13 protein-coding genes are annotated in these 21,349 nt (G+C 46.1%); 4 read left to right on the top strand and 9 right to left on the bottom strand.

Features of this window, described 5'->3' with window-relative positions; all coding sequences use genetic code 11:
* Positions 1 to 202 precede the first annotated feature (202 nt).
* Positions 203 to 1,072, top strand: a complete 870-nt coding sequence (locus tag R2Q26_RS06455; protein ID WP_317535528.1) for a hypothetical protein — start codon at positions 203 to 205, stop codon at positions 1,070 to 1,072.
* Positions 1,073 to 1,405: 333 nt separating this feature from the next.
* On the opposite strand, the gene R2Q26_RS06450 is transcribed toward R2Q26_RS06455, so the two are convergent.
* Positions 1,406 to 2,311, bottom strand: a complete 906-nt coding sequence (locus R2Q26_RS06450; RefSeq protein ID WP_317535527.1) for a Hint domain-containing protein — start codon at positions 2,309 to 2,311, stop codon at positions 1,406 to 1,408.
* 876 nt (positions 2,312 to 3,187) lie between these two features.
* Positions 3,188 to 4,183 carry a Hint domain-containing protein gene (locus tag R2Q26_RS06445; protein WP_317535526.1) on the bottom strand — a complete coding sequence of 332 codons (996 nt, stop codon included), beginning with the start codon at positions 4,181 to 4,183 and terminating at the stop codon, positions 3,188 to 3,190.
* 929 nt (positions 4,184 to 5,112) lie between these two features.
* Here R2Q26_RS06445 and R2Q26_RS06440 point away from each other — a divergent pair.
* A complete protein-coding gene (locus tag R2Q26_RS06440) occupies positions 5,113 to 5,274 on the top strand; it encodes a hypothetical protein (RefSeq protein WP_317535525.1) in 162 nt (53 codons plus the stop codon).
* Positions 5,275 to 5,348: 74 nt separating this feature from the next.
* Here R2Q26_RS06440 and R2Q26_RS06435 read toward each other — a convergent pair whose 3' ends face one another.
* The 6 genes from R2Q26_RS06435 to R2Q26_RS06410 form a co-directional block, all read right to left on the bottom strand.
* On the bottom strand, positions 5,349 to 5,807 hold the full coding sequence (locus R2Q26_RS06435) for a Hint domain-containing protein (protein ID WP_317535569.1): 459 nt from the start codon (positions 5,805 to 5,807) through the stop codon (positions 5,349 to 5,351).
* 482 nt (positions 5,808 to 6,289) lie between these two features.
* On the bottom strand, positions 6,290 to 7,861 hold the full coding sequence (locus R2Q26_RS06430; protein WP_317535524.1) for a hypothetical protein: 1,572 nt from the start codon (positions 7,859 to 7,861) through the stop codon (positions 6,290 to 6,292).
* 697 nt (positions 7,862 to 8,558) lie between these two features.
* Positions 8,559 to 11,066, bottom strand: a complete 2,508-nt coding sequence (locus tag R2Q26_RS06425) for an ABC transporter permease (protein ID WP_317535523.1) — start codon at positions 11,064 to 11,066, stop codon at positions 8,559 to 8,561.
* 60 nt (positions 11,067 to 11,126) lie between these two features.
* On the bottom strand, positions 11,127 to 14,222 hold the full coding sequence (locus R2Q26_RS06420; protein WP_317535522.1) for an efflux RND transporter permease subunit: 3,096 nt from the start codon (positions 14,220 to 14,222) through the stop codon (positions 11,127 to 11,129).
* 7 nt (positions 14,223 to 14,229) lie between these two features.
* On the bottom strand, positions 14,230 to 15,447 hold the full coding sequence (locus R2Q26_RS06415; RefSeq protein WP_317535521.1) for an efflux RND transporter periplasmic adaptor subunit: 1,218 nt from the start codon (positions 15,445 to 15,447) through the stop codon (positions 14,230 to 14,232).
* Positions 15,448 to 15,509: 62 nt separating this feature from the next.
* The gene (locus R2Q26_RS06410; RefSeq protein ID WP_317535520.1) at positions 15,510 to 16,205 is read right to left on the bottom strand and encodes an ABC transporter ATP-binding protein; all 696 of its coding nucleotides are present in this window, start codon (positions 16,203 to 16,205) and stop codon (positions 15,510 to 15,512) included.
* Here R2Q26_RS06410 and R2Q26_RS06405 point away from each other — a divergent pair.
* Positions 16,204 to 16,878, top strand: a complete 675-nt coding sequence (locus R2Q26_RS06405) for an arylesterase (RefSeq protein ID WP_317535519.1) — start codon at positions 16,204 to 16,206, stop codon at positions 16,876 to 16,878. The two genes, R2Q26_RS06410 and R2Q26_RS06405, sit on opposite strands and share 2 nt — an antisense overlap.
* A gap of 177 nt (positions 16,879 to 17,055) precedes the next feature.
* On the opposite strand, the gene R2Q26_RS06400 is transcribed toward R2Q26_RS06405, so the two are convergent.
* The gene (locus tag R2Q26_RS06400; RefSeq protein WP_090571840.1) at positions 17,056 to 18,078 is read right to left on the bottom strand and encodes an RluA family pseudouridine synthase; all 1,023 of its coding nucleotides are present in this window, start codon (positions 18,076 to 18,078) and stop codon (positions 17,056 to 17,058) included.
* A 620-nt stretch (positions 18,079 to 18,698) separates the two neighbouring features.
* Between R2Q26_RS06400 and R2Q26_RS06395 the strand changes: the two genes are divergently transcribed.
* Positions 18,699 to 21,305, top strand: a complete 2,607-nt coding sequence (locus R2Q26_RS06395; protein WP_317535518.1) for an Rne/Rng family ribonuclease — start codon at positions 18,699 to 18,701, stop codon at positions 21,303 to 21,305.
* Positions 21,306 to 21,349: the final 44 nt, after the last annotated feature.

The following is a 21,349-nucleotide window of genomic DNA, read 5'->3' as shown; positions in this document are numbered from 1 at the left end:
GCCCTCCTTAAGGAATCTCTATCCGATTGCGAGAAACGCCTGCTTTAATCTGCTAAATCGTACTTTATATCCTGTACTTTATATTCTATATATAGAAAGAGAACATCTCGCGGCTTTCTATCCCGATACAAAGATAGAATACTAATACTCTAACCAATTAAATAAAAATTAATTCCAACAAATTAAATTAGAGGTTATTTACATGAAACACCGCATAAAGCAGTTCATTTTGTCAGCCTGTTCCCTTGCCCTGCTGAGCAGCTTCAATTTCGCATCAGCTGATACTGCCAGTGATGCCGAGATCTTGCTTAACTGGGCTGAAAATACTTATCCCGAATTCTTTCCAAGTCACCAGGCTACGCAAAGTATTGAACCTTGGCTTTTCAGGTACTATCCTGAAGTAGGCATTTATGCAGGTGTTAATAAGACTGATAACGGCATTTATGTATTAGGCGGTCCTTGGGGCAATAACCCCACATTCATTGATAGCCTGCCCAATATGATCACCCACATAGTCAACTTGGGTGGCAATGGCAGCATTCCTGCCTGTAATACGGCCAATGTGCCTGCCGGCTTGGTTTTCACGCAGAGTGGTAATGTCGTCAATGTCACGACCAATGGGCAATGTATTCCACTTCCAACAAACCCCAATTTATGTGAGGCACCCCGACAAGCTTCTGCAACTGGCATTTCCTTACTCACCACCAGTAATGTCACTTCCTCCGAAATAAGAGGGATTACCATTGACCTTCCTGGCATTCCCAACCCATTTCAATCTTTTGCTAATGATTCCCTTAATGGCAAGCATTGCACCATCAATGCACCGCGGGAAAGCCCCAATCTGACTGTCCATTCAGATGTCTGCTACGACATGACATCCGCGTTCGAAGGGCAATTTCAAAGCGTTCCTGGCATCACCGTCAATCCACCCATCACCATGGCGGCCAAAAATACTATCACTAGCCAGACCGTAGCCGATTGTTTTGCCACTGATGCCAACAGTATCTATGATGCTTTCACTAATGAAGTGTGGATCAAGAAAAATGGTGATTTTGTCAAGATTAGCAATTAATTTCCTTTTAGTTGATGAACGCTGCATAAACTGGACGTGTAGAAAGCTATCGAAGTAAACATAGCTTTCTACCTGGATTTTTAGATCCTCATCCAAAGGAGGATCCTTATGAATCGGCTCATCCCGATAGAGCAAAATAATACAGACGCAATATCGTCGCTTGGCTGGCAGCTGGTTCTTGCATGTCAGAAAAGGAAATTCGGAGAAATAGAAAGAGATAGCTGGAAGCTTTGTAAGTAAGTCAACGCTGCCGCTGGAAAATCCCTATATTCGATATGAATCCAGCCGATAGCGGAAAATCTACTACGGCTGGAGTCGGGGGCACAAATTAGCCTACCGCGCGGTCTTTGAGTTCTGCTGGCACAAAGCGGGCCAACAGGGCGCGAGCCGCTTCCACGGCAGGGCTGTCGGTTCTGCGCGGATAGCATTTTCGATCAGACATTCCGCGGTACCAGCACAGATGGCGTTAAGCAATGCTTCCAGGCATTCCGATGTATTATCAAACCATTCAATGTTTTCGCAAGGCATATAACTCTCGGTAGCGAGCCCTTCCGAAAAGATCACCGCGTGCCGGTCACGAAGCAGATGAAAGTATTTGATATCCTTGACACTGGTATCACGAAACACGGTCACACCATTGATCAAAGATTTAACGGGAATAAGCTCATTCCGGAAAAAAATTGCATGATCCTGAGAAACACAAACATCCCGCTCCGGCAACGCTGGCCCGAAAGCGCCTGTGGTGATGCGCACCGGCGTGCCATTTACCAGTCCGAAAAGCGTAACGACACGTTGATGCCCAATCCACCGCAACGGTTGCCAATCGCTGTTCATCGTTCGAACTTCGTCGCCCACAACCAACTCTTCGACCGGGCAGTAACCATACCGGGTCAAGATCCGTGTGCCGCAGAGGAAACAGCCATAAGCAAACGTCGTAATAGGAGAAGATACAGTCCCATAAGTTGTACCATTAGGATTTATAGTCTGGGGAAAGGTGACTTGAACGGTATCGTCTGAACCAAGATTGAGGTTGGGAAAAGTCGTAGAAAAATTGCTTTCGGTAATATGCCAAGTGAATGTTTTGCGATCTTCTTTTTCGTGGTGTCCGGTTTTAGTAACGCTATCAACTATGGCGTTAATATTTTGAGTGAAGGTGTGAGTTCCGTCAGACCACTTAACTGTAGCTGAGATAGTTTCATTAACGGTAGGAGCTCTCCCTGAATATCCACCTGAGCCCAAAATATCAAAGCTACTAGAAACCTCACCTTTAGTTACATCATTGTCTTCGCTAACATGATTAATGATAATATCTGATAATTTTGTAGATATGCTGTTATGCTCCCTGATTCATGAAATAGTTGTGAATCCGCTATGTATTAACTTACGTCACAGCAATAAAGAAACAGGATGTGTTAGACATGAATACCCTAAGTCATAAGCTTACTTCTTTGTATTATTCGTTTTTACTTATAAGAAACACTCTATAAAATGAAAATAGAGAATTTACTTAAACTTCATTTTGGCAAAACCATATCCCAAAGCGCTAAACACCGTAATTTGTTTGGGTAAATATTTATTCAGACTTCCCCTATTCCCTAATTTCTTTAATCGAAAATAATAAATGTTGTAGGAAATTCTTTTGTCCTAATATAGGAACAACTCTTATATCAATGATGATGTCATTTCGATTAATCACTATATCGGCCACAGTAACCACTATCTGTAGTGTCAGCGCTACAAATTTATTCACAGAGTTGAAGTAAATCGAACCAGGATTTTCCACTTGAAACAACCAAGGTGAAAATTTTTGGAAAAACTTAACTTAAAAATCAGGAATTAATACCTGAAATAGTTTTTTTTACTCTATTGCAGACTGGCAGTTAGCTTACAAAATTAATAAGCATTCAAGAGCTGTCGCCTCACACACCTGAGTTTCAAGCAACCCGTTCTTATAGCGTAGAGAAGAAAATATGGAGGAAATCTAAATGGACGGTTGGAGGCGCTGTTGTATCAACGCCTCCTCCGGGAAAATCGCTGAGAATCAGTATATTCTGTATCTCCCAGCCCAATCGATGACGAAAAACTTGCCATCAGTCTGGGTTGGGAACGTGCAAGCTAACCTACCGCACGGTCCTTGACATTCGCCGGTGCAAAACGGGCCAGCAGAGCACGAGCCGCTTCTACGACGGGACCGTTGGCCTGGCGTGGATAGCATTCGCTCAAGCACTCCGCGGTACCAGCTCGAATGGCGTTAAGCAATGCTTCCGGGCATTCCGATGTATTATCGAACCAGTCAATATTTTCACAAGGCACATAACTCTCAGTGGCAAGTCCTTCTGAGAAGATCACATCGTGTCGGTCAAGCAGCAAATGGAAATATTCAATATCCTCGACAGTGGTATCACGAAACACAGTCACGCCATTGATCAAACTTTTCGCAGGGATAAGGTAATTCCGGAAAAAAATTGCGTGCTCCTGAGAGACAAAAACATCCCTCTCTGGCAACCCTGGTCCGAAAGCCCCTGCGGTGATACGCACCGGGGCACCCTTTGCTAACCCGAAAAGTGTGGCGATACGTTGATGGCCAACCCACCGCAGCGACTGCCAGCCGCCGTTCAGCGTCCGCACTTCGTCGCCTATAGCCAGCTCCTCGACCGGGCAATAGCCATACCGGGTGAGGACTCGTGTGCCGCGGAGAAAGCAGGCGTAGGTAAAGTTAAAAGTATTCGAATCTGCAGATCCACTAGGTGTACCATTATTATCTATAGACTGAGGAAAGGTTACCTTCACACTGTCTGCACCCAAAGCGAGCTGTTGACCGACAGTAGTTCCAGCAAAATTGTTTTCGTCAATACTCCAAGTGAATGTTTTGCTACTTCCGCCAAGAACAGTCTTAACTATAGCGTTAATGGTTTGTTCGATACCTCCCGGATGGGCTGCGTCAAACCATGTAATCTTAACCTGAATTGTTTGGCCAACGGAAGGAGCTGTAGAGGAATAAATGCCCGAGCCTTCTATGGCAAAAGTACTAGAAGCTTCATTTTGATCTATTTTGCCATCATTTCCGGCAACATTACCAATAATAATGTTTGAAAAAGTTGTATTAGCCACGCTGTTGTTCTCCCTGGTTCATGAAATAGTGGTAATTTGACGTGTGTAGCGTATGTCACAGTAATAAAGAAAAAAATGCATTAGCCGTCAAATTTCATGGATCATAAGTCTTGAAATAATTCGATATAAAACGAACACAGAGAGTTTTGCTTAAACTTCATTTTGGGCAAACTGTGTAATCAATTAAATAAACGAGTTTTCGAGTATCCCATAACATCAAACTTCGTTTGTACAAGCATTTATCCAAATCTTCTTTATTTTTTATTCGAAAATAGTAAACATTGTAAGAAGTTTTCCTATTTACACCTAGGAATAATTCCTATATTACATAGGCATTATTCTTACTTTTATGTAGGAATTATTCCTACATGCATTATAGGATATCTCTCATTATTTATCCATACCCAGAGAATGGTTAATTGCTCCTGAGAGACTCTTAAATTCGGATGAATATTGATGTTGAGAGGTATTCAATAGATATGGAATTCGCAAGAATTAAGGTAGTTAACCCCTCATTTCTGGTGAGTTTAGTGAAACCAGAAAAGCAATAACGCAGTCGCTGTGACAATCTTGTTCGCATGAGACTGGTATAGATGTTGGGCCAATGTTACGAGCTGTACCGACTGACAAGGAAGATTGACTGGTCTGTCGTAGAAGAACGGTCTGAACGGTTGTATTCTGAGAAGGACTGCCCTGGTATTCCAATTCGCTTGATAGTAGGTCTGCACCACCGGAAGCACACTTTCAACAATTCGAATGAAACAGTGGTAGAACACTGAGTAGAGAACTTCTATTGGCAATGCTTATGCGGAGAAAGCATCCTGAGATACTGACTGACGGATACCGTCAGAATATGAATAACGGGAACCAAGCGTGGAGTACCGGTAACGAGCAAAAAGAAGCTCACGCGACGCAGAATGGTGGAACTAATGAATAAACATATGAAAAACAATGGATACCTGAAGAGAAGTTTTCTCACAGGTGTGACAGGTGATGCCATGAGTGCCTTGCTGTACGGTGCAGGTTATATATCTGCACAAAATTCTGCGCCAGTTGGGGCTTTTGTATATCCGTTCTGGGACCAGTTTTAATCAGTCATTGGTTAATAATAAAATACATTTCCACTTTAGTAATTGAAAGAAAACAGGTTTTCTCAAGGATCTAGTTAATTTACCGCGCGATCTTTGATCTTTACCGACGCAAGACGAGCCAGCCGAGCGCGAGCCGTTTCCACAATTGGGCCGGTGACACGGCGCGGGTAACTTTCGTTCAGGCACTCCGCGGTACCAGCGCGGATGGCGTTAAGCAATGCTTCGGGGTATTCCGATGTATTATCGAACCAGTCAATATTTTCACAAGGCACATAACTCTCAGTGGCAAGCCCTTCCGAGAAGATCACATCATGCCGGTCAAGCAGCAAATGGAAGTATTCGATATCCTTAACAGTGGTATCACGAAACACGGTAACGCCGTTGATCAAACTTTTCGCAGGGATAAGTTGATTCCGGAAAAAAATTGCATGATCCTGCGAGACAAAGACATCTCGCTCCAGCAACGCCGGTCCGAAAGCCCCTGCGATGATACGCACTGGCGCATTCTTAGTTAATCCGAAAAGTGTAGTGATACGTTGATGGCCAATCTACCGCAGTGACCGCCAGCAGCCGTTCAGCGTTTGCAGTTCGTCACCTATTGCCAGTTCCTCGACCGGGCAATAGCCATACCACGTCAGAACCCGCGTGCCGCGCAGGAAATAGGCGTAAGTAAAGTTAAAAGTATCCGAATTTACAGACCAGGGATAAGGTTTTGAGTGAAAGTATTGATTTCGTCGGACCACGTTACCGTAACCGAAATAGTGCTCCCAGCTAATAAGGTGCTTAATGTTGAATTACCTGAGTCCTCAATAATAAAGCTATCTGAACTTCAGGCTTCAGTTGCATTTACAGTTTTATTATCAGCAACACTGGTCATTTCAATGTTTGAATAAGCTATTAAAACCATACTGCTACCTCCCTTTTAGTTCCTTTCTAGCTTATAAAATGAATGAAGATCCTCTATGATGTCTGTCATAATTTTCCAGGTATCTTCTAATACCTGATGGATAGTTGCTTACTCCAGAACCCTTCGCAGTTCAAAGCCTGTCAATCCTATGCCAAGCATGCGGACATCTTTCTTCCCCCAAGATTGAGGCGAACTGGCATCCGGCAGATTAAACTTTATCCGATATACATTTTTTCCATTCAGATACTCTGGATTCAATGGCAACCGGAAAGGCACTTTGTGCGTGGTGTGGTCCAATTTCCAGCACAACAGAGGATGGCCGTTGATACTTACAACCACTCGCTGAAATAAGCAGCCTAACGGCAAAAAAGTGTGAAGATAGAGTAACAGTTCGCTGCTGCCGTCTATTACCTCAGTTTCGAACTGGATAGTTGCTTTGGAGCTGTCCGTCCAGCGCCCCCACGGTTCGCCGCCGGACCAGCCCTCGCCGAAAAATAACGTCAAGGTTTTCTCTTCATTAGCGGCGATATGCTGGTTGAACGGCAAACGTGGCGGTGACGCTAATTCGACAGCGACGGGCATAGCGCACTCAACTAGCATTTCTGTGGAAGGCAGCAAAGAGGAGAAATTGAAATTCTTTTTTACGCCAGCGCTCAACCCTGTGCTTGCCCACTGGGTTGCTGCAGCAGTCATCGCCGCGATATTCAGCAATTGAGGCCATCCTACATTACTATCCCGGCTAGAAGCCACTACTTCAGCGTTCTTGCGCATCTGCCGCAGCCAGACGGTGAAATGACGCGCACGCGCTGTTTCGCTGTGACTTATACAAAGCTGCTGGGCCAAGCCAGACGTGTCCACGGCCAGGCTATCTCTCAAGGCTAACAAAACTGTTTCTATCCCGCCGGAGTTCTCAAAGCAAGCTGGCCCTGCATGCGCATCGAGAACCCGCGATAGATTTTCTTGTGTCAGCAGCCCGGCACTGCCGCGTTCATCTGCTACAATTACAGTCGCCCCGGCCGCCGCAGCCTGAAGCGCTGCTCGACCCGCTGCGATGACACATCTGTAACGAGCATAAAACTTCGGTGGCATCTCCTGCACACTCGCGGCATGTTGCAAGCGCTCGAGCCCCACTCCTAAGACTTCGCAGGCAGCTGCCACCGTCGAACTAAAGGCGGTATCATCAGATATCAAGAGCACACTATTCAGTTTAGAAACCGCTGATTCCGGCGAGGGATAATCCTCCGTATTTATCTCTGCAGCCAAGCTGAATTGTCGATCCAGCGGAACACCGCAACCCACCAACATCCCTCGCAGGAATGGTGCATCGGAGAGATAGCCCACGATGCGTGGATGCACCGGAAGGACACCTTGCAATATATTATCGATCGTCACGCCATAAACCACAGGCTGACGGCGGGTGCTGCCCAGTACCTCATTGATTGCCGGTAAATCCCAGCAAAGATACATATCCGGTTCTCTCTCGTTCATATTAAGATCTGCCAGAGATTGGACAGTTGTCCAATCCGCTTCCTCTGGTAGCGAGTTCAATCCCCTCCTGGTAATTACAACATCCACCGACTTCCGGTTTCGCTCCAGTAAGCGCAGAATCCGGCGATAAGCATCACAAAGCAACGGTTGAGCGGGTGAAATCAGACAGAGATCTAAAACTAGTTTTTCCATGCTTATGAACCATTAGGAGATAAAATGCACCCAGCCGCCACTTTCGAACATTAGAACAGACCCGACACAACATGCAAGCAGTTAATAATTATAAGTATTATGTGAGAATATTATAATGTTATAAATGGAAATAACATATAATTTATGTAGTTTATTTTCCTACACAAAAATAGGAATATTTCCTACACATAGCAGGAAATATTCCTACGTTATTTTACTATTTTCGATTTAACCTAAAAAACCGCAGTTGGACAAGGTGGAGCGTGTTGTGATCCAAGTGTGAGGCAAGGCGCGATGAGGCCATAGGACCGCCCCCTGCAATCCGAAGAGTAACGCCGCATTCGCGCTGGAGCGACAGACGATGCACCTCGTAGCAGCATCATTATTCTCGTGAATGAGAAAATTTCGAAAATGCCTTTATATGTCATGATCTTATTTCTCCAATCAAGTAATCAATTGCGGTTTTTAGGTTTAAAAATCAGGGAAGACCGAATAAGCGCTTGCACAAGCAAATCAAGGCGTTAAGAAATTCGAACATTCGTCTATTATCTGATATACGATTTTGCCGAAACGAAACCTCAGCAAATTTCACTGTGCTCGTTTTATGGAGAGTTTCTTATAAGGAACAATTCCGTAGGAATTGATGAAGTAAAGCAATTGCTTCCTACCTTATCCAATCCTTCATATCGCTCTCCCTTTATCCAATTTTGCGCAGCGTCCACAATGGAGGGTGTGTCAGGGTTGAGCGCGTTCCCAGCAATCCTGCAATGGTCACGCCTATCATCCCAACCAAAATACCCATTACCCAAATCATGGGGTTAAAGGTATAAGAAATATGTAAAGCATATTTAGCGATCACATAAGCCAGCACGCTGGCACCTGCTGATGCAAAGATCCCTACCAGACCACCCAGTATGGAAAATTCAGCTGCCCAGGCACGAACCAGTTGCCTACGTTTGGCACCCAACGTGCGGAAAATAGCCGCCTCATAAATCCGCTCATCCTGGGTTGCTGAAATAGCGGCATAAAGCACGATAAAACCAGCCAGTAAAGTAAACAGAAACACAAATTCTATCGCACGGGATACTTGCGTAATCATTTTCTGAACCTGCTCGATCACGGTCGCCACATCAATCACCAGTAAATTTGGGAAATTCTTGACCAGTTCGTGCATAACGCCCACTTGTGAAGGTGGCAGATAAAAACTGGTCACATAATTAATCGGATACGTATCAAGTTGACCAGGACGCACCATTACAAAAAAATTGACTCGAAAGGTATCCCAATCAACTTTCCGCAAGCTAGTAATCTTTGCTGAAAACTGGTTGCCTGCGATATCAAACGTTAACTGATCACCTAATTTAACCCCAATTGTTTCGGCTACTTCCTCCTCCATGGATAATTCGCTATCAAGTGAACCCTCTCCCTGCCACCAGTGACCCGCCACGATCTCATTATCTGACTGTAATTCATCCGCCCAGGATAAATTGAATTCACGGTTTAGCAATTGTTTCTTCCGTGCCTCAGTATAATCATCGATACGCACTGGCTGATCGTTAATAGTCACTAAACGACCCCGCACCATCGGATATAGCTCAGGCTGCCGCATCTCACGTTGAGTAAAAAATTCTGCCAAAGGCTGTAATTGATTAGGCTGGATATTAATCAGAAACCGGTTAGGGGTATTAGGCGGCAAGCTGGTTCGCCAATCCTTTAGTAAATCACTCTGAATCAAGGTAAGTACTAACATGGCCATTAAACCCAACCCCAATGCAATCGACTGAACCAGGCTGGCAATCGTTCTACGTCGGATATTGGCCAGCCCATAACGCCATGCACTTGCAGCTTGCTGCCGTACCAGCATTAATAACTTAATCAATACCCAACCCAGTAATGCAAAAATTGCAATAGCTGCCAAGAATCCCAGCATCACCAAAATTCCCAAACGCAGCTCACCTGCTTCCCATATAAATAGGATAGACAGTGCCAACAGGCCAAATGCGTAACCTGCCAGCCCATGTAAATTGGTCATGCCAAAATCACGGCGCAATACCCGTAACGCAGGTACACGCCGTAAATTAAGTAGAGGGGGCAAGGAAAATCCAAGCAACAGGACCATACCACTTAATAAGCCATGTACAGCGGGTAATCCACTTGGGAAGGGTAATGACGTTTCAACCAATCCAGCCATCCAGTGCGATAGGAACTCTTGCGCTATAAAACCCAGCAAGCAACCTAGCCCACTAGCCACCAATCCCAATATGGCAAAATGATACAAATACAGACGCAATATCGTTGCCTGACTGGCTCCCAGACAACGCATGATCGCACACCCATCGAGGTGACGCTGGATAAAGCGACGTACAGCAAGCGCAATTGCTGCGGCGGCTACTACCACACTTGCCAGTGCAGTTAAACTCAAAAATTTTTCTGCACGCTCCAATGCTGCACGAATTTCTGGGCGCGCATCACGTATGCCTTCGATGCGCTGCCCAGGAACAAGTTGCATCTGCGCCCAGCTGCGAAACTTGGTAACCTGCTCTTCTTCACCTGCAACCAGTAATTGATAGGTCACTCGACTACCCGGCTGAATCAGATGGGTGGCAGTCAGATCATCTGCATTCATCAATAATTTTGCTCCCATATTGATAAAGCCGACAGAATAATCCGGTTCGCGGGCAATCAATGCAGCTACGGTCATCTGGGTAGCGCCCACTTCCAGTGTCTCACCTGGAAAAATATCGAGACCAGTCATTAATTTTTCATCGATCCAGACCGTACCTGGAGAAGGAATACCTTGCGCAACATACGTCTTTTGTTCCGTGATAATTTCACTGGCGCTGTCTGCAAGCCGCAATTCACCCCGCAGAGGATAACCAGCCGAGACCGCCCTGATTTCAGCCAGAAGACTATTTTCTCCCTTGCTGGCCATACTGGAAAACCGAGTCAATGTAGCAATCTTTAAACCAAGTTGCTCGGCTTTATCTGCATAATGTGCTGGTAAAGGTCGATCGCCGATGATCAGCAGATCAGCTCCCAGTAATTGATTACTCTCCCTGGAAAGGGCGAGCTGCACCCGATCAGAAAAAAATCCAACCGTGGTTACGCTGCTTACCGCAATTATCAGCGCCAACACAAGTATGCGCAATTCACCTGCTCGCTTATCACGACGCAACATACGAAAGGAGAGTCGAAAAAGATTCATAAAGATATTCCCTCAAAAATTCTCAGCGTCATATCCTGGTTATTTTTCTTGAATGCATTACTAACCTCTCAGCGGTTCAGTATGCTGAGGTTGCTCGGTAACCTGGATTGGGCCACTTCCTGAAAATCGATCCAAATAAAGATAAATCACCGGAGTGATAAACAAGGTAATCACCTGGGAAAATAATAGCCCACCTATCACTGCCAGCCCTAGCGGTTGACGCAACTCGGCACCCGCCCCTATCCCCAGGGCAATCGGCAGCGCCCCCATCATGGCAGCGAGTGTTGTCATCATGATCGGCCGGAAACGTAACAGACAGGCGGTACGAATCGCTTGATAGGGCGACAGATGCTGCTCGCGTTGGGCCTCCAGCGCAAAATCGATCATCATGATGGCATTTTTTTTGACAATGCCGATGAGCATTAAAATACCGATCATCGCAATGATGGAAAGTTCGATATCGCATAACCATAATAGGCCCAATGCACCCACGGCTGCGGAAGGCAGACCGGAAAGAATGGTAATGGGATGTATATAGCTTTCGTATAACACCCCAAGTAAAACATAAATAACCAGCAATGCCGCCACAATCAGTATGAGCTGGCTTGTTTGGGAAGATTGAAAGGCTGCCGCATCACCTGCAAAGCTGGTCACGATTTTGTCAGATAGCATTATCTCTTGCTCGAATTGTTCGATCAGCTTAGCGGCATCCCCCAAAGCAGCGCCCGGGGCAAGATTAAACGAGATTGTCAGAGACTCAAGTTGTCCCACATGGTTGATTGCCAGCGGTCCCATTTTGCGCACTACTGTGGCCACACTCGAGAGAGGGACCAGCGCACCATTTTTTGCTCGCAAATGAATGCTATCAAAAGCACTTTCATCGTCACGATACTCCCCGGCAACCTGCAGAATGACCCGATAACTATCACTCGAGGTAAAAATGGTGGAAACCTGTCGTTCGCCAAACGCGCTATAAAGTGCCGACCGAATCGTAGCGATTTCTACACCGAGTAAATTAGCTTTATCGCGATCGATCTCGAGTCGCGCCTGCAGCCCTTTGAGTTTCAGATTGCTGGTCACATCCCTAAAAACCGCATGCTGTTGCATCCGTGACATCATAGCATCGGCCGTCACGTAGAGATCCTCGGCGTGTACGCTGCGCATCACATATTGATAGCGGCTCTTGCTCTGCATGCTGCCAATCCTTAGATTTTGGGAGGGTGTCATGAATATCTTGACGCCGGGAACATGGTGGACCTCATGGCGCAACACTTCCAGCACCTTACTCATCGGCGGTCGTTCGCTATGCGGCTTAAGGCCGATAAACATTCGGGCACTATTGGCACCTTCTGTGAAAGTAATGCTGTTATCGACGACAGCATTTGCCTGGATGATCTGATTCGTTTGTTCTACCAACCGAGTTAGCGCAGGAAAAGAAATGTCTTCTGCTGCTTCAATCGAAATCATGATTCGGCCTGTGTCTTCTTCTGGAAAGAATCCTTTGGGCAGCACTATAAAGAGTACGGCCGTTGCAACAAAAGTACTCATGGCAATTACCAGCACTGTTCGACGATAACGCAATGCCCAGTCCAGCAAATAAGTGTAGGCTGCCAGCAAATAATTAAATCCGCTCTCAAACCATTGCGTCAATCTCATACCCCGTTCATCTGATGAATACGGTACCAGATAACGGCTTGCCATCATGGGAATAAGCGTCAGTGAAACAACCGCCGACATGAGCACCGCTATACTGACGACAGCGGCAAATTCATGGAACATCATGCCAATCACTCCTGGCATGAAAAAAACCGGGATGAATACCGCTACCAGTGAAATCGAGATCGATAGAATGGTAAACGTAATCTCCTTCGACCCACGCAATGCAGCCTGCAGCGGCGACATGCCTTTTTCGATATGGCGCACGATGTTTTCCAGCATTACAATGGCATCGTCTACTACCAGCCCGACCGCCAGAGTAATGGCCAATAGGGAAATATTATCGAGCGTATAGCCAAAAACGCGCATGAGCGCCACCGTGCCCAGCAATGAAATGGGCAGCGATAACGCTGGAATAAGCGTGACAGTGGGTTTACGAAGAAACAGAAACATCACCAGGATAACCAGGGCAACTGTTAATCCGAAAGTCATTTGCACGTCAAAGACTGCTTCCCGGATCGACTGAGCACGATCCAGGTAAAATGCCAATTGAGCCGAAGACGGTAACTGTGCGTTGATGTCGGGTAAAGCTGCCTTGACCGCATCGACGATTGCCATAATATTCGCCCCAGGTTGCGCATAAACTAGCAGGATAATGGAGGGCTGGCCGTTAGTCCAGCTAGCAGTTTTGACTGATTCCACACTGTTTTCAACTGTAGCCACATCGGACAATCTAACCGGATGACCGTTAGGCGTAGTAGCAACAACCAATTGTGCAAAAGCCTCAGCGTTATCAAGTTGGCGGTTAGTCTGAATGATCAACGTCTGACGTGGTCCATCCAGCGTACCAACGGGCGAATTGTCATTGGCCTTTGCCAATGCAGCTGCAACATCATCTACCGTTAAGTTGCGCGCGGCCAGCGCAAGTGGATTGACCTGCACTCGTATCGCATACTTTTTCTGGCCATTGATACGTATTTCCCCTGTACCGGGAAGTGTAGACAAGGTCGGCACAATCAACTTGTCAGCAAAGTTATTCAACTCCGGAAAGGGTATCGTGTCAGATGTCAGCGAAAGAATCGTAATCGGAGTATCAGCGGGATTGACCTTCCGATAAGAAGGCATTGTCGTCATTTCAACGGGCAGTGATTGCTGTGCCCGCAATAATGCCGCCTGAACATCTACTGCAGCACTGTCCATATCACGATCCTGATTAAACTCCAGCGTGACTACGGTATTCCCTTGCGTACTGGTTGAGCTGATGACTGATAAACCGGCAATCGTTAGAAACTGACGCTCAAGTGGAGTAGCTACTGCCGAAGCCATCGTGTCCGGGCTTGCACCCGGTAACACCGCAGTAACGGTAATGGTAGGCGTATCAAAGCGGGGTAATGCTGCAATAGGGATGCCGCTATAAGCCAGGAGGCCTGCAATGACTGCTGTCAAGGACAGCAATATTGTCATTACAGGACGACGAATACACAATTCTGCCAGATTCATCACTTACCTAAAGGGGTTGATTACTGCTATCGCCAGAATCCGATCTCAACCTGCCTTGATCGGAATGAAATATTTGCTCACAAGAACTGTCCGCGTTTACCAAAGTACCAGGTCGAAGATGCTGGGTTCCTTCAATCACCACACACTGACCCAATTCTACCCCTTCGACTATAGCGATACCTTCCTGGATTAACCTGATATTGACCGATTGTGGAACCACTCGATTATTTTCCCCAACGACAAAAAGAAATTGGCCGTGTGGCCCGGTTTGCAGGGCCTGGGCGGGAACAGTCAATGCATTAGTCAATATACTGGATATCAGCGTGACATTGGCAAACATGCCGGGCCAGAATTTCCCGTCAGCATTAGCGAATTCAGCCTTGACCCGTATCGTACCGCTGGCGGTATCGACCGCACTATCAATAAATACCACACGCCCCTTCCGCTCCTGTTGGTCAGGTAGATTAAGTTGAGCACTGACAGTCACTTTCCCTTTGGCAAGGGCCTGTTTCACAGTGTCCAGTTCGCGCTCAGGCAGCACAAAGCTCACATAAATCGGATCAATCTGCGTGATGCTCACCAGCATGGAGGCGTCAGGCCGCACCAGACTACCCGGATAAACCTGAATTGCACCGGTACGGCCTGCAATCGGCGCAACTATTTCACCATAGTCACGAGTGACACGTTCTGCCTGCACTGCAGCCTCATCAAATCTCAGTTGATTCTGCAGCAGCTCAACCTGGTTCTCCGCAACATCAAGTGCTGCCTGAGAAATAAAATTTTTGTGAAACAATTCCCGTTGACGGTTGAGCTGACGCACTGCATTCTGCAATTCGACCTTTGTCTTGGCAAGTTGAGCAATGGTTTTAGCCAGATTGGCCTCTTCCGCGCGGGTATCCAGGGTAAACAATCGCTCGCCTTTACTTACGAATTGACCTTCCTTGATATGAACTGTTTTGATCGTAGCAGCGACCTGCGGTCGTACTTCAACTGCCTGGATAGGAGAGACCGTGCCTTTGATCTTAAATTTGACCGGCACATCACGTTGCGCCACCGCAGCTGTCACTACTGAAATCGCACTGACTTCAGTTTTTTGGATGCGAATTGCAGCAGAATCGGGAGTTCGCAAAAACCAGAAACCAACTACCAACCCAACAAACAAGAAGCTCAGGATGATGATCCTCGAACGCCATTTGCCGGTTACTGCCACTTTCTGGGAAATCATTACTTCCAATACTTTATTACTTTATTTGTCATTCCGCTCTTAAGGAAGATTGGCGCAACCTTTTAGCTAACTATCCTGCCACTAGCCATTCGGATTCGCCTGGAACAACGACTGGATAATGCTTCATCATGAGTCACGAGCACCAGTGTCGTCCCACGTTCACGATTCAACTCAAACATGAGTTCAATAATTTGAGCACCTGTAGCAGAATCGAGATTACCGGTTGGCTCATCGGCAAATAACATTTTTGGCTGAGTTACAAAAGCGCGGGCAATCGCAACACGTTGCTGCTCACCGCCAGAAAGTTGCCTAGGATAATGTCTAAGCCGCATCCCCAACCCGACACGCTCGAGTAATTCCTGTGCTGCATGCCTGATATTATTTACGCCTGCAAGCTCCAATGGCAGCATTACATTCTCAACTGCTGTCAACGCAGGCAGTAGTTGAAATGACTGAAAAATAAAACCAAGCAGCCTACTCCGTAGAGCCGCCCGTTCATCCTCATCCAGCAGGAAAATATCCTCGCCATCCAGATAAACATGGCCGCTGGTTGGAACATCCAATCCTGCCAACAGTCCAAGTAAGGTAGATTTTCCCGAACCGGAAGCACCTACTATAGCGATCGATTCGCCTGCATTTACTTCCAGAGAAATATTCTGCAAAATCGTTAATTGATTATTGCCGGTATCAACTTGTTTAGTGAGGGCATTTGCTCGCACGATGGGATGTGCCACTTGCTTAGCACGATTATTCATCATGAAAAATTTTTTGATCATTCTCTTCTTTCTATTCAATATTGCTTCTTACGCAGCAGCCAGCCCAGTTAATGGCATAACTGTCATGATTTTTGGAGATAGCTTATCAACCAGTTATGGCTTGCCAGCAGAAGCTGGATGGGTGAATCTGCTCAAACAGCGAATGCAAGTGCTCTCTCCTCATTATCAGGTAATCAACGTCAGTATCAGCGGTGAAACAACGCTGGGAGGACGCAACCGTATTGAACAAGCACTCAAAACGCATCAGCCGGACATCGTCATCATCGGATTAGGTGGCAATGATGGCCTACGCGGCGCATCCATTCAATCCATCCATGATAATCTAGAAGCCATCATTCAAGCTTGTCAGCGAAATAATGCCACGCCTCTACTAGCTGGTATGCAACTACCGCCCAATTATGGCATAGCCTACACCCAAAAGTTCCGCAATATTTATCCCCAACTCGCTGAACGCTATCAATTAAAGCTAATCCCATTTTTGCTGGCCGGGTTTGGTGATAAGCGCGAGTTTTTTCAGGCGGATGGAATTCATCCTGACGTAGCTGCGCAAAAATTGATTACTGAAAATGTTTGGGAAGTATTATATCCGATGCTGGAATCAAACTACTCTGCCGTACAGAGAAAAATGCAATTAGAACCAGCATTTAATAACTAATTTGAGGACAAAAGCGCGGAACGACTATATAGCTTTCGGGGGTAGTGAAGGAATTGTAGCTAGCGCCCCAAGCGTGGGACGGATGGAATACAGCTACAAGAAAATGAACAGAGTGAGTTTTAGCGAAACTCGCAAGCTCGTTTTAGCGAAACTCACTTCGTTCGTTTTCACAACCTCTCAACTTGCATTCTCCTCATCCAATCTTTGCAGGAAAACTTCCAGATCATTGGGTAATGGCGCCTCCAGGCAGATGTGTTCGCCTGTTGCTGGATGCGTCATCTTCAAACTACCCGCATGCAGAAACATACGTTTTAGGCTAAGTCTCTGCTCTCCTTTCATCAGCTGTTTATTTAACTCAAAGTCACCGTATTTATCATCCCCTGCAATCGGGAAACCTAGATGCGCCAAATGGACCCGGATTTGATGAGTACGGCCGGTTTTTAATTCTGCTTCCAACAAACTAAAATTTTGCCAATTTTTTTTCAAAGTAAAGACAGTATGGGCTGGCAGTTCTTTTTTTTCCTCATTTCTTCCTGAAACAACCGTCACACGTCGCTCCCCATCAGCGGTAACAAATTTATTAAGCGCTAATTTCACACTCTGCTTAGCGTTGCGCCATCTACCCCTAACAAGAACCCAATAACGTTTCTCTACGATTCCTTCTCGAATTTGCCGATGTACCTCGACCAATGCGTTGCGTTTCTTGGCAAGCAGTAAGACCCCAGAGGTTTCCCGATCCAGGCGATGTACCAGTTCCAGAAATTTCCAGTCTGGATAACGTGCACGTAATTGCTCAATCACACCATGGCTAATTCCACTTCCACCATGTACTGCTATACCTGATGGTTTATTGATCGCCAATAACCATTCATCTTCAAACAGCACTTCAAAAGCGGCAAGAGAAGGCTTCACTATTTTTTTGATATTTTGCAAAGAGCTACTTTGGGGCGTTCTGATTGGCGGAATACGCACCTTATCATTCTGCTGCAAGCGGTAATCAGCATTGATACGCTTACTGTTGACGCGCACCTGACCGCTACGCAGGAGTTGATAAATGTGACTCTTGGGCACCTTTTTAAAACGCTTGAAGAAAAAATTATCAATACGTTGCCCATCGGCTTCTTCATTGATATTTTCTACAATGACCATATCTGGCATAATATTTTTGTTTAACGTATTAATTTTACCTATACTCTTCATTTTGAATTCACATATATACCCATATACTACACATATCATGTACCGATTACATGATGAGCATGACTACACCGGGTAATTATTAACTCACTCGATAGTTTTTGAAGTGTTGAAGAAAGTCAGCACTGATTTGGTTAATGTCGCTCACCACCTAAAGTAGCGATAGTAATTGATTTGCGCGCTCAAAGCACATATGAATTTTAGTTTCCGGTTTCGTAGTACCCGCCGACGGGATAGACTTTGTCGAAACCTTGTATAACTTGATTTCAATCCTGTTTCCACAGTTTGCAGGAACCAAGATACACGCTAGAAATTGGCCAATCTTCAAGGATAGGAAAATTAAAGAAGGTCTGAATAAGAGAAACAATGTTGGAAGCACCCAGAGCATGAGCCCCCATAAAACAAGCCAAGCAAATTTTGGCGAAGTTACTTATCGTCCGGAGACACTAAAGGGGTCAAGCTCCGCGATACTGCGATGTACCACTATAACCACTTCATACAGTCCTTTCCTAATACTATGACCCAATTATCTGAACAATAAATTCTATTATGCGTAAACGATAGGAAGCTATGCTGCCTGATATGCAGCAATCTGCCCGTGAATTGAGCGCGGGAGGTATAAAATGAAACGCATGTTATTCAATGCGACACAGCCAGAAGAGCTGCGTGTCGCGATTGTAGATGGACAAAAACTGATCGATCTCGATATTGAGACAATTGGTAAAGAGCAACGTAAAGGCAATATTTATAAAGGAGTTATTACCCGCTTAGAACCAGGATTAGAAGCCGCCTTTGTTGATTATGGTGGAGATCGCCATGGTTTCTTGCCCTATAAAGAAATTTCCCCCACCTGCTTCGGTGAGAGTCCTGATTTACCGAGTCATCGTATTCCAAGCTTACTCCGAGAAGGTCAGGAGCTGATCGTTCAAGTTGATAAGGATGAGCGCGGTACTAAAGGTGCTGCATTAACTACCTACATTTCCCTGGCAGGGCGTTATCTCGTGTTAATGCCCAATAACCCGCATAGTGGAGGTATTTCCCGTCGCATCGGCGCGGAAGAACGAACTGAACTACGTGATGTCATCTCGCACCTGCAGATCTCACCCGGGATGAGCATTATTGCACGTACTGCAGGCATTGGCCGCAATGAAGAAGAATTACAGTGGGATCTAAATTATCTGACACAACTTTGGCACGCGATTGAAGAAGCAGCTAAGAATCAAAGCGGTATCTTTTTGATTTATCAGGAAAGTAGCCTCGTCATTCGCGCCATTCGCGATTATTTCCATCATGAAATTGGTGAAATTCTGATCGATAACCCTGAGATTTATGAGCAAGCGTGCCAATTTATGGCCCACGTCATGCCTGATAATGTCGACCGTCTCAAGCTGTATCAGGATGATGTACCCTTATTCTCTCGCTTCCAAATTGAACACCAAATAGAAACGGCCTACTCCCGGCAGGTATCTCTGCCTTCGGGCGGAGCTATCGTCATTGATCACACAGAAGCGCTCGTATCCATCGATGTCAATTCAGCACGAGCCATTCGAGGTACTGACATCGAAAGTACTGCGCTTAATACCAATCTGGAAGCTGCAGACGAAGTTGCTCGACAACTCCGTCTACGTGATCTCGGTGGATTGGTTGTCATCGATTTCATTGATATGGAAATCACCCGCAATCAACGGGAAGTAGAATCACGTCTGCATGAAGCGCTCCGCCATGATCGTGCACGCGTCCAGGTTGGGAAAATCTCACGTTTTGGATTGTTGGAACTATCGCGCCAGCGCCTACGCCCCTCTCTTGGAGAAAGCAACTATATCACCTGTCCCCGTTGCCATGGAACGGGACATATACGCGGCACCGATTCATCTGCTCTGCATATTCTCAGAATCATCCAGGAAGAAGCCATGAAAGAGCATACGAGTGCCCTGCATGTGCAACTTCCTGTAGATGTTGCTACTTTCCTGTTAAACGAAAAACGTTCTGATATCCATAGTATCGAAGCACGCTTAAAAGTAAATATTATCCTCATTCCGAATATCTATCTGGAAACGCCAAGTTATAAGATTACTCGACTGCGCCAGGAAGATATTAAATCAACTGAAATACAAGCCAGTTATGAGATGGTAGAGAAAGTTGCGGAAGAAATTATCCTTCCGTCGACAGCCCAGGAAGTCAAGCCAACACGTCCCCAGGCTGCAGTAAAAGGAATTACACCTGCACAACCTGCTCCAGCGCGTGAAGAAAAACCTCGCGAACAAGCTTCATTTCTGGATAAATTCTTTGGCTGGTTCAGACCAACCAGCCATGAAGGTGCGTCTGCAGAATCCACTCTACCCAGTCATAAGGAAAGATTGCAGCGTCACGAGCGAGGTCGGGGACGTCGGGAACGTGGTCGCGGTGGCCGCAGCAAAGAAATACTTGTTCATGAACAACACAGACGTCACGACCTACATGAACCTCTGCAGGAACTACCCCAAGAGTCAGCGGGAGCTCTGCTAGAGGAGCAGATAGTTCCTGAGCCCCATGGAGGAGCTGTACAGAAAAGTCGTGACAGTCAGTTTGCGCGAAGAAAACAAGCTCGTCCACCACATGCAGAAAAAATACCTTCTGAGGCAGAATTACCGACTGAGGAAGGGATCGCGCCAGTTGAGACACCCGTTGAGACATTACCTGAGCAAATTGAAGAGCGTGGACGTTCACGCCGCCGACGCGGAGGGCGGCAGCGTGATCGCTCCGAGCGATCACGTGCTCATAGAGTAGCTGAAGCTGAGGAAACACCTTCCTTAGAGCAGGCTCAGCCTGAAAGCCACTTCGATGAGCAAGCAGCAACACGGAAACTTATTACTTTTAAGGCAGAAAGTGCCCGCTCTGAAATTAGCGAAATCAGCGAGAAATCTGAGCCAGTAGATCGTTCTCCTGATTTGCTAACCACAGCATTACCTGTTCCCATTCCGCAGTTTGACTTATCATTCGAGCGCATTTCGGCTCCGGTAGAACATGAACCGCCTGCCTCCCAACCCAGTCCACCTCAATCAGCTGAACCACGTGCTGTTTCCAAATTACCGGATTTGTCCCAAAGTGGCTTAATCCTGATTGAGACTGCTCCCGATAAAGTTTCTGAAACAGTGGAAGAGACGAACCCTCCCAGGAGACCACGACGTAAGCCAACAACCTTAAAAACGATTGAATCTGAGCCATTAGTCCAGGTAGAAACAAAAGATTAATTTTCTGAATAAAAAGGTGAGCAGGAATAATTTCTTTCTAAAGA

Source organism: Nitrosomonas sp. Is37, from assembly GCF_033063275.1.
In the GTDB taxonomy this organism is placed as follows: domain Bacteria; phylum Pseudomonadota; class Gammaproteobacteria; order Burkholderiales; family Nitrosomonadaceae; genus Nitrosomonas.
The sequence above is the reverse complement of the archived record's forward strand: the minus strand, read 5'-3'. Positions and strand labels throughout refer to the sequence as shown.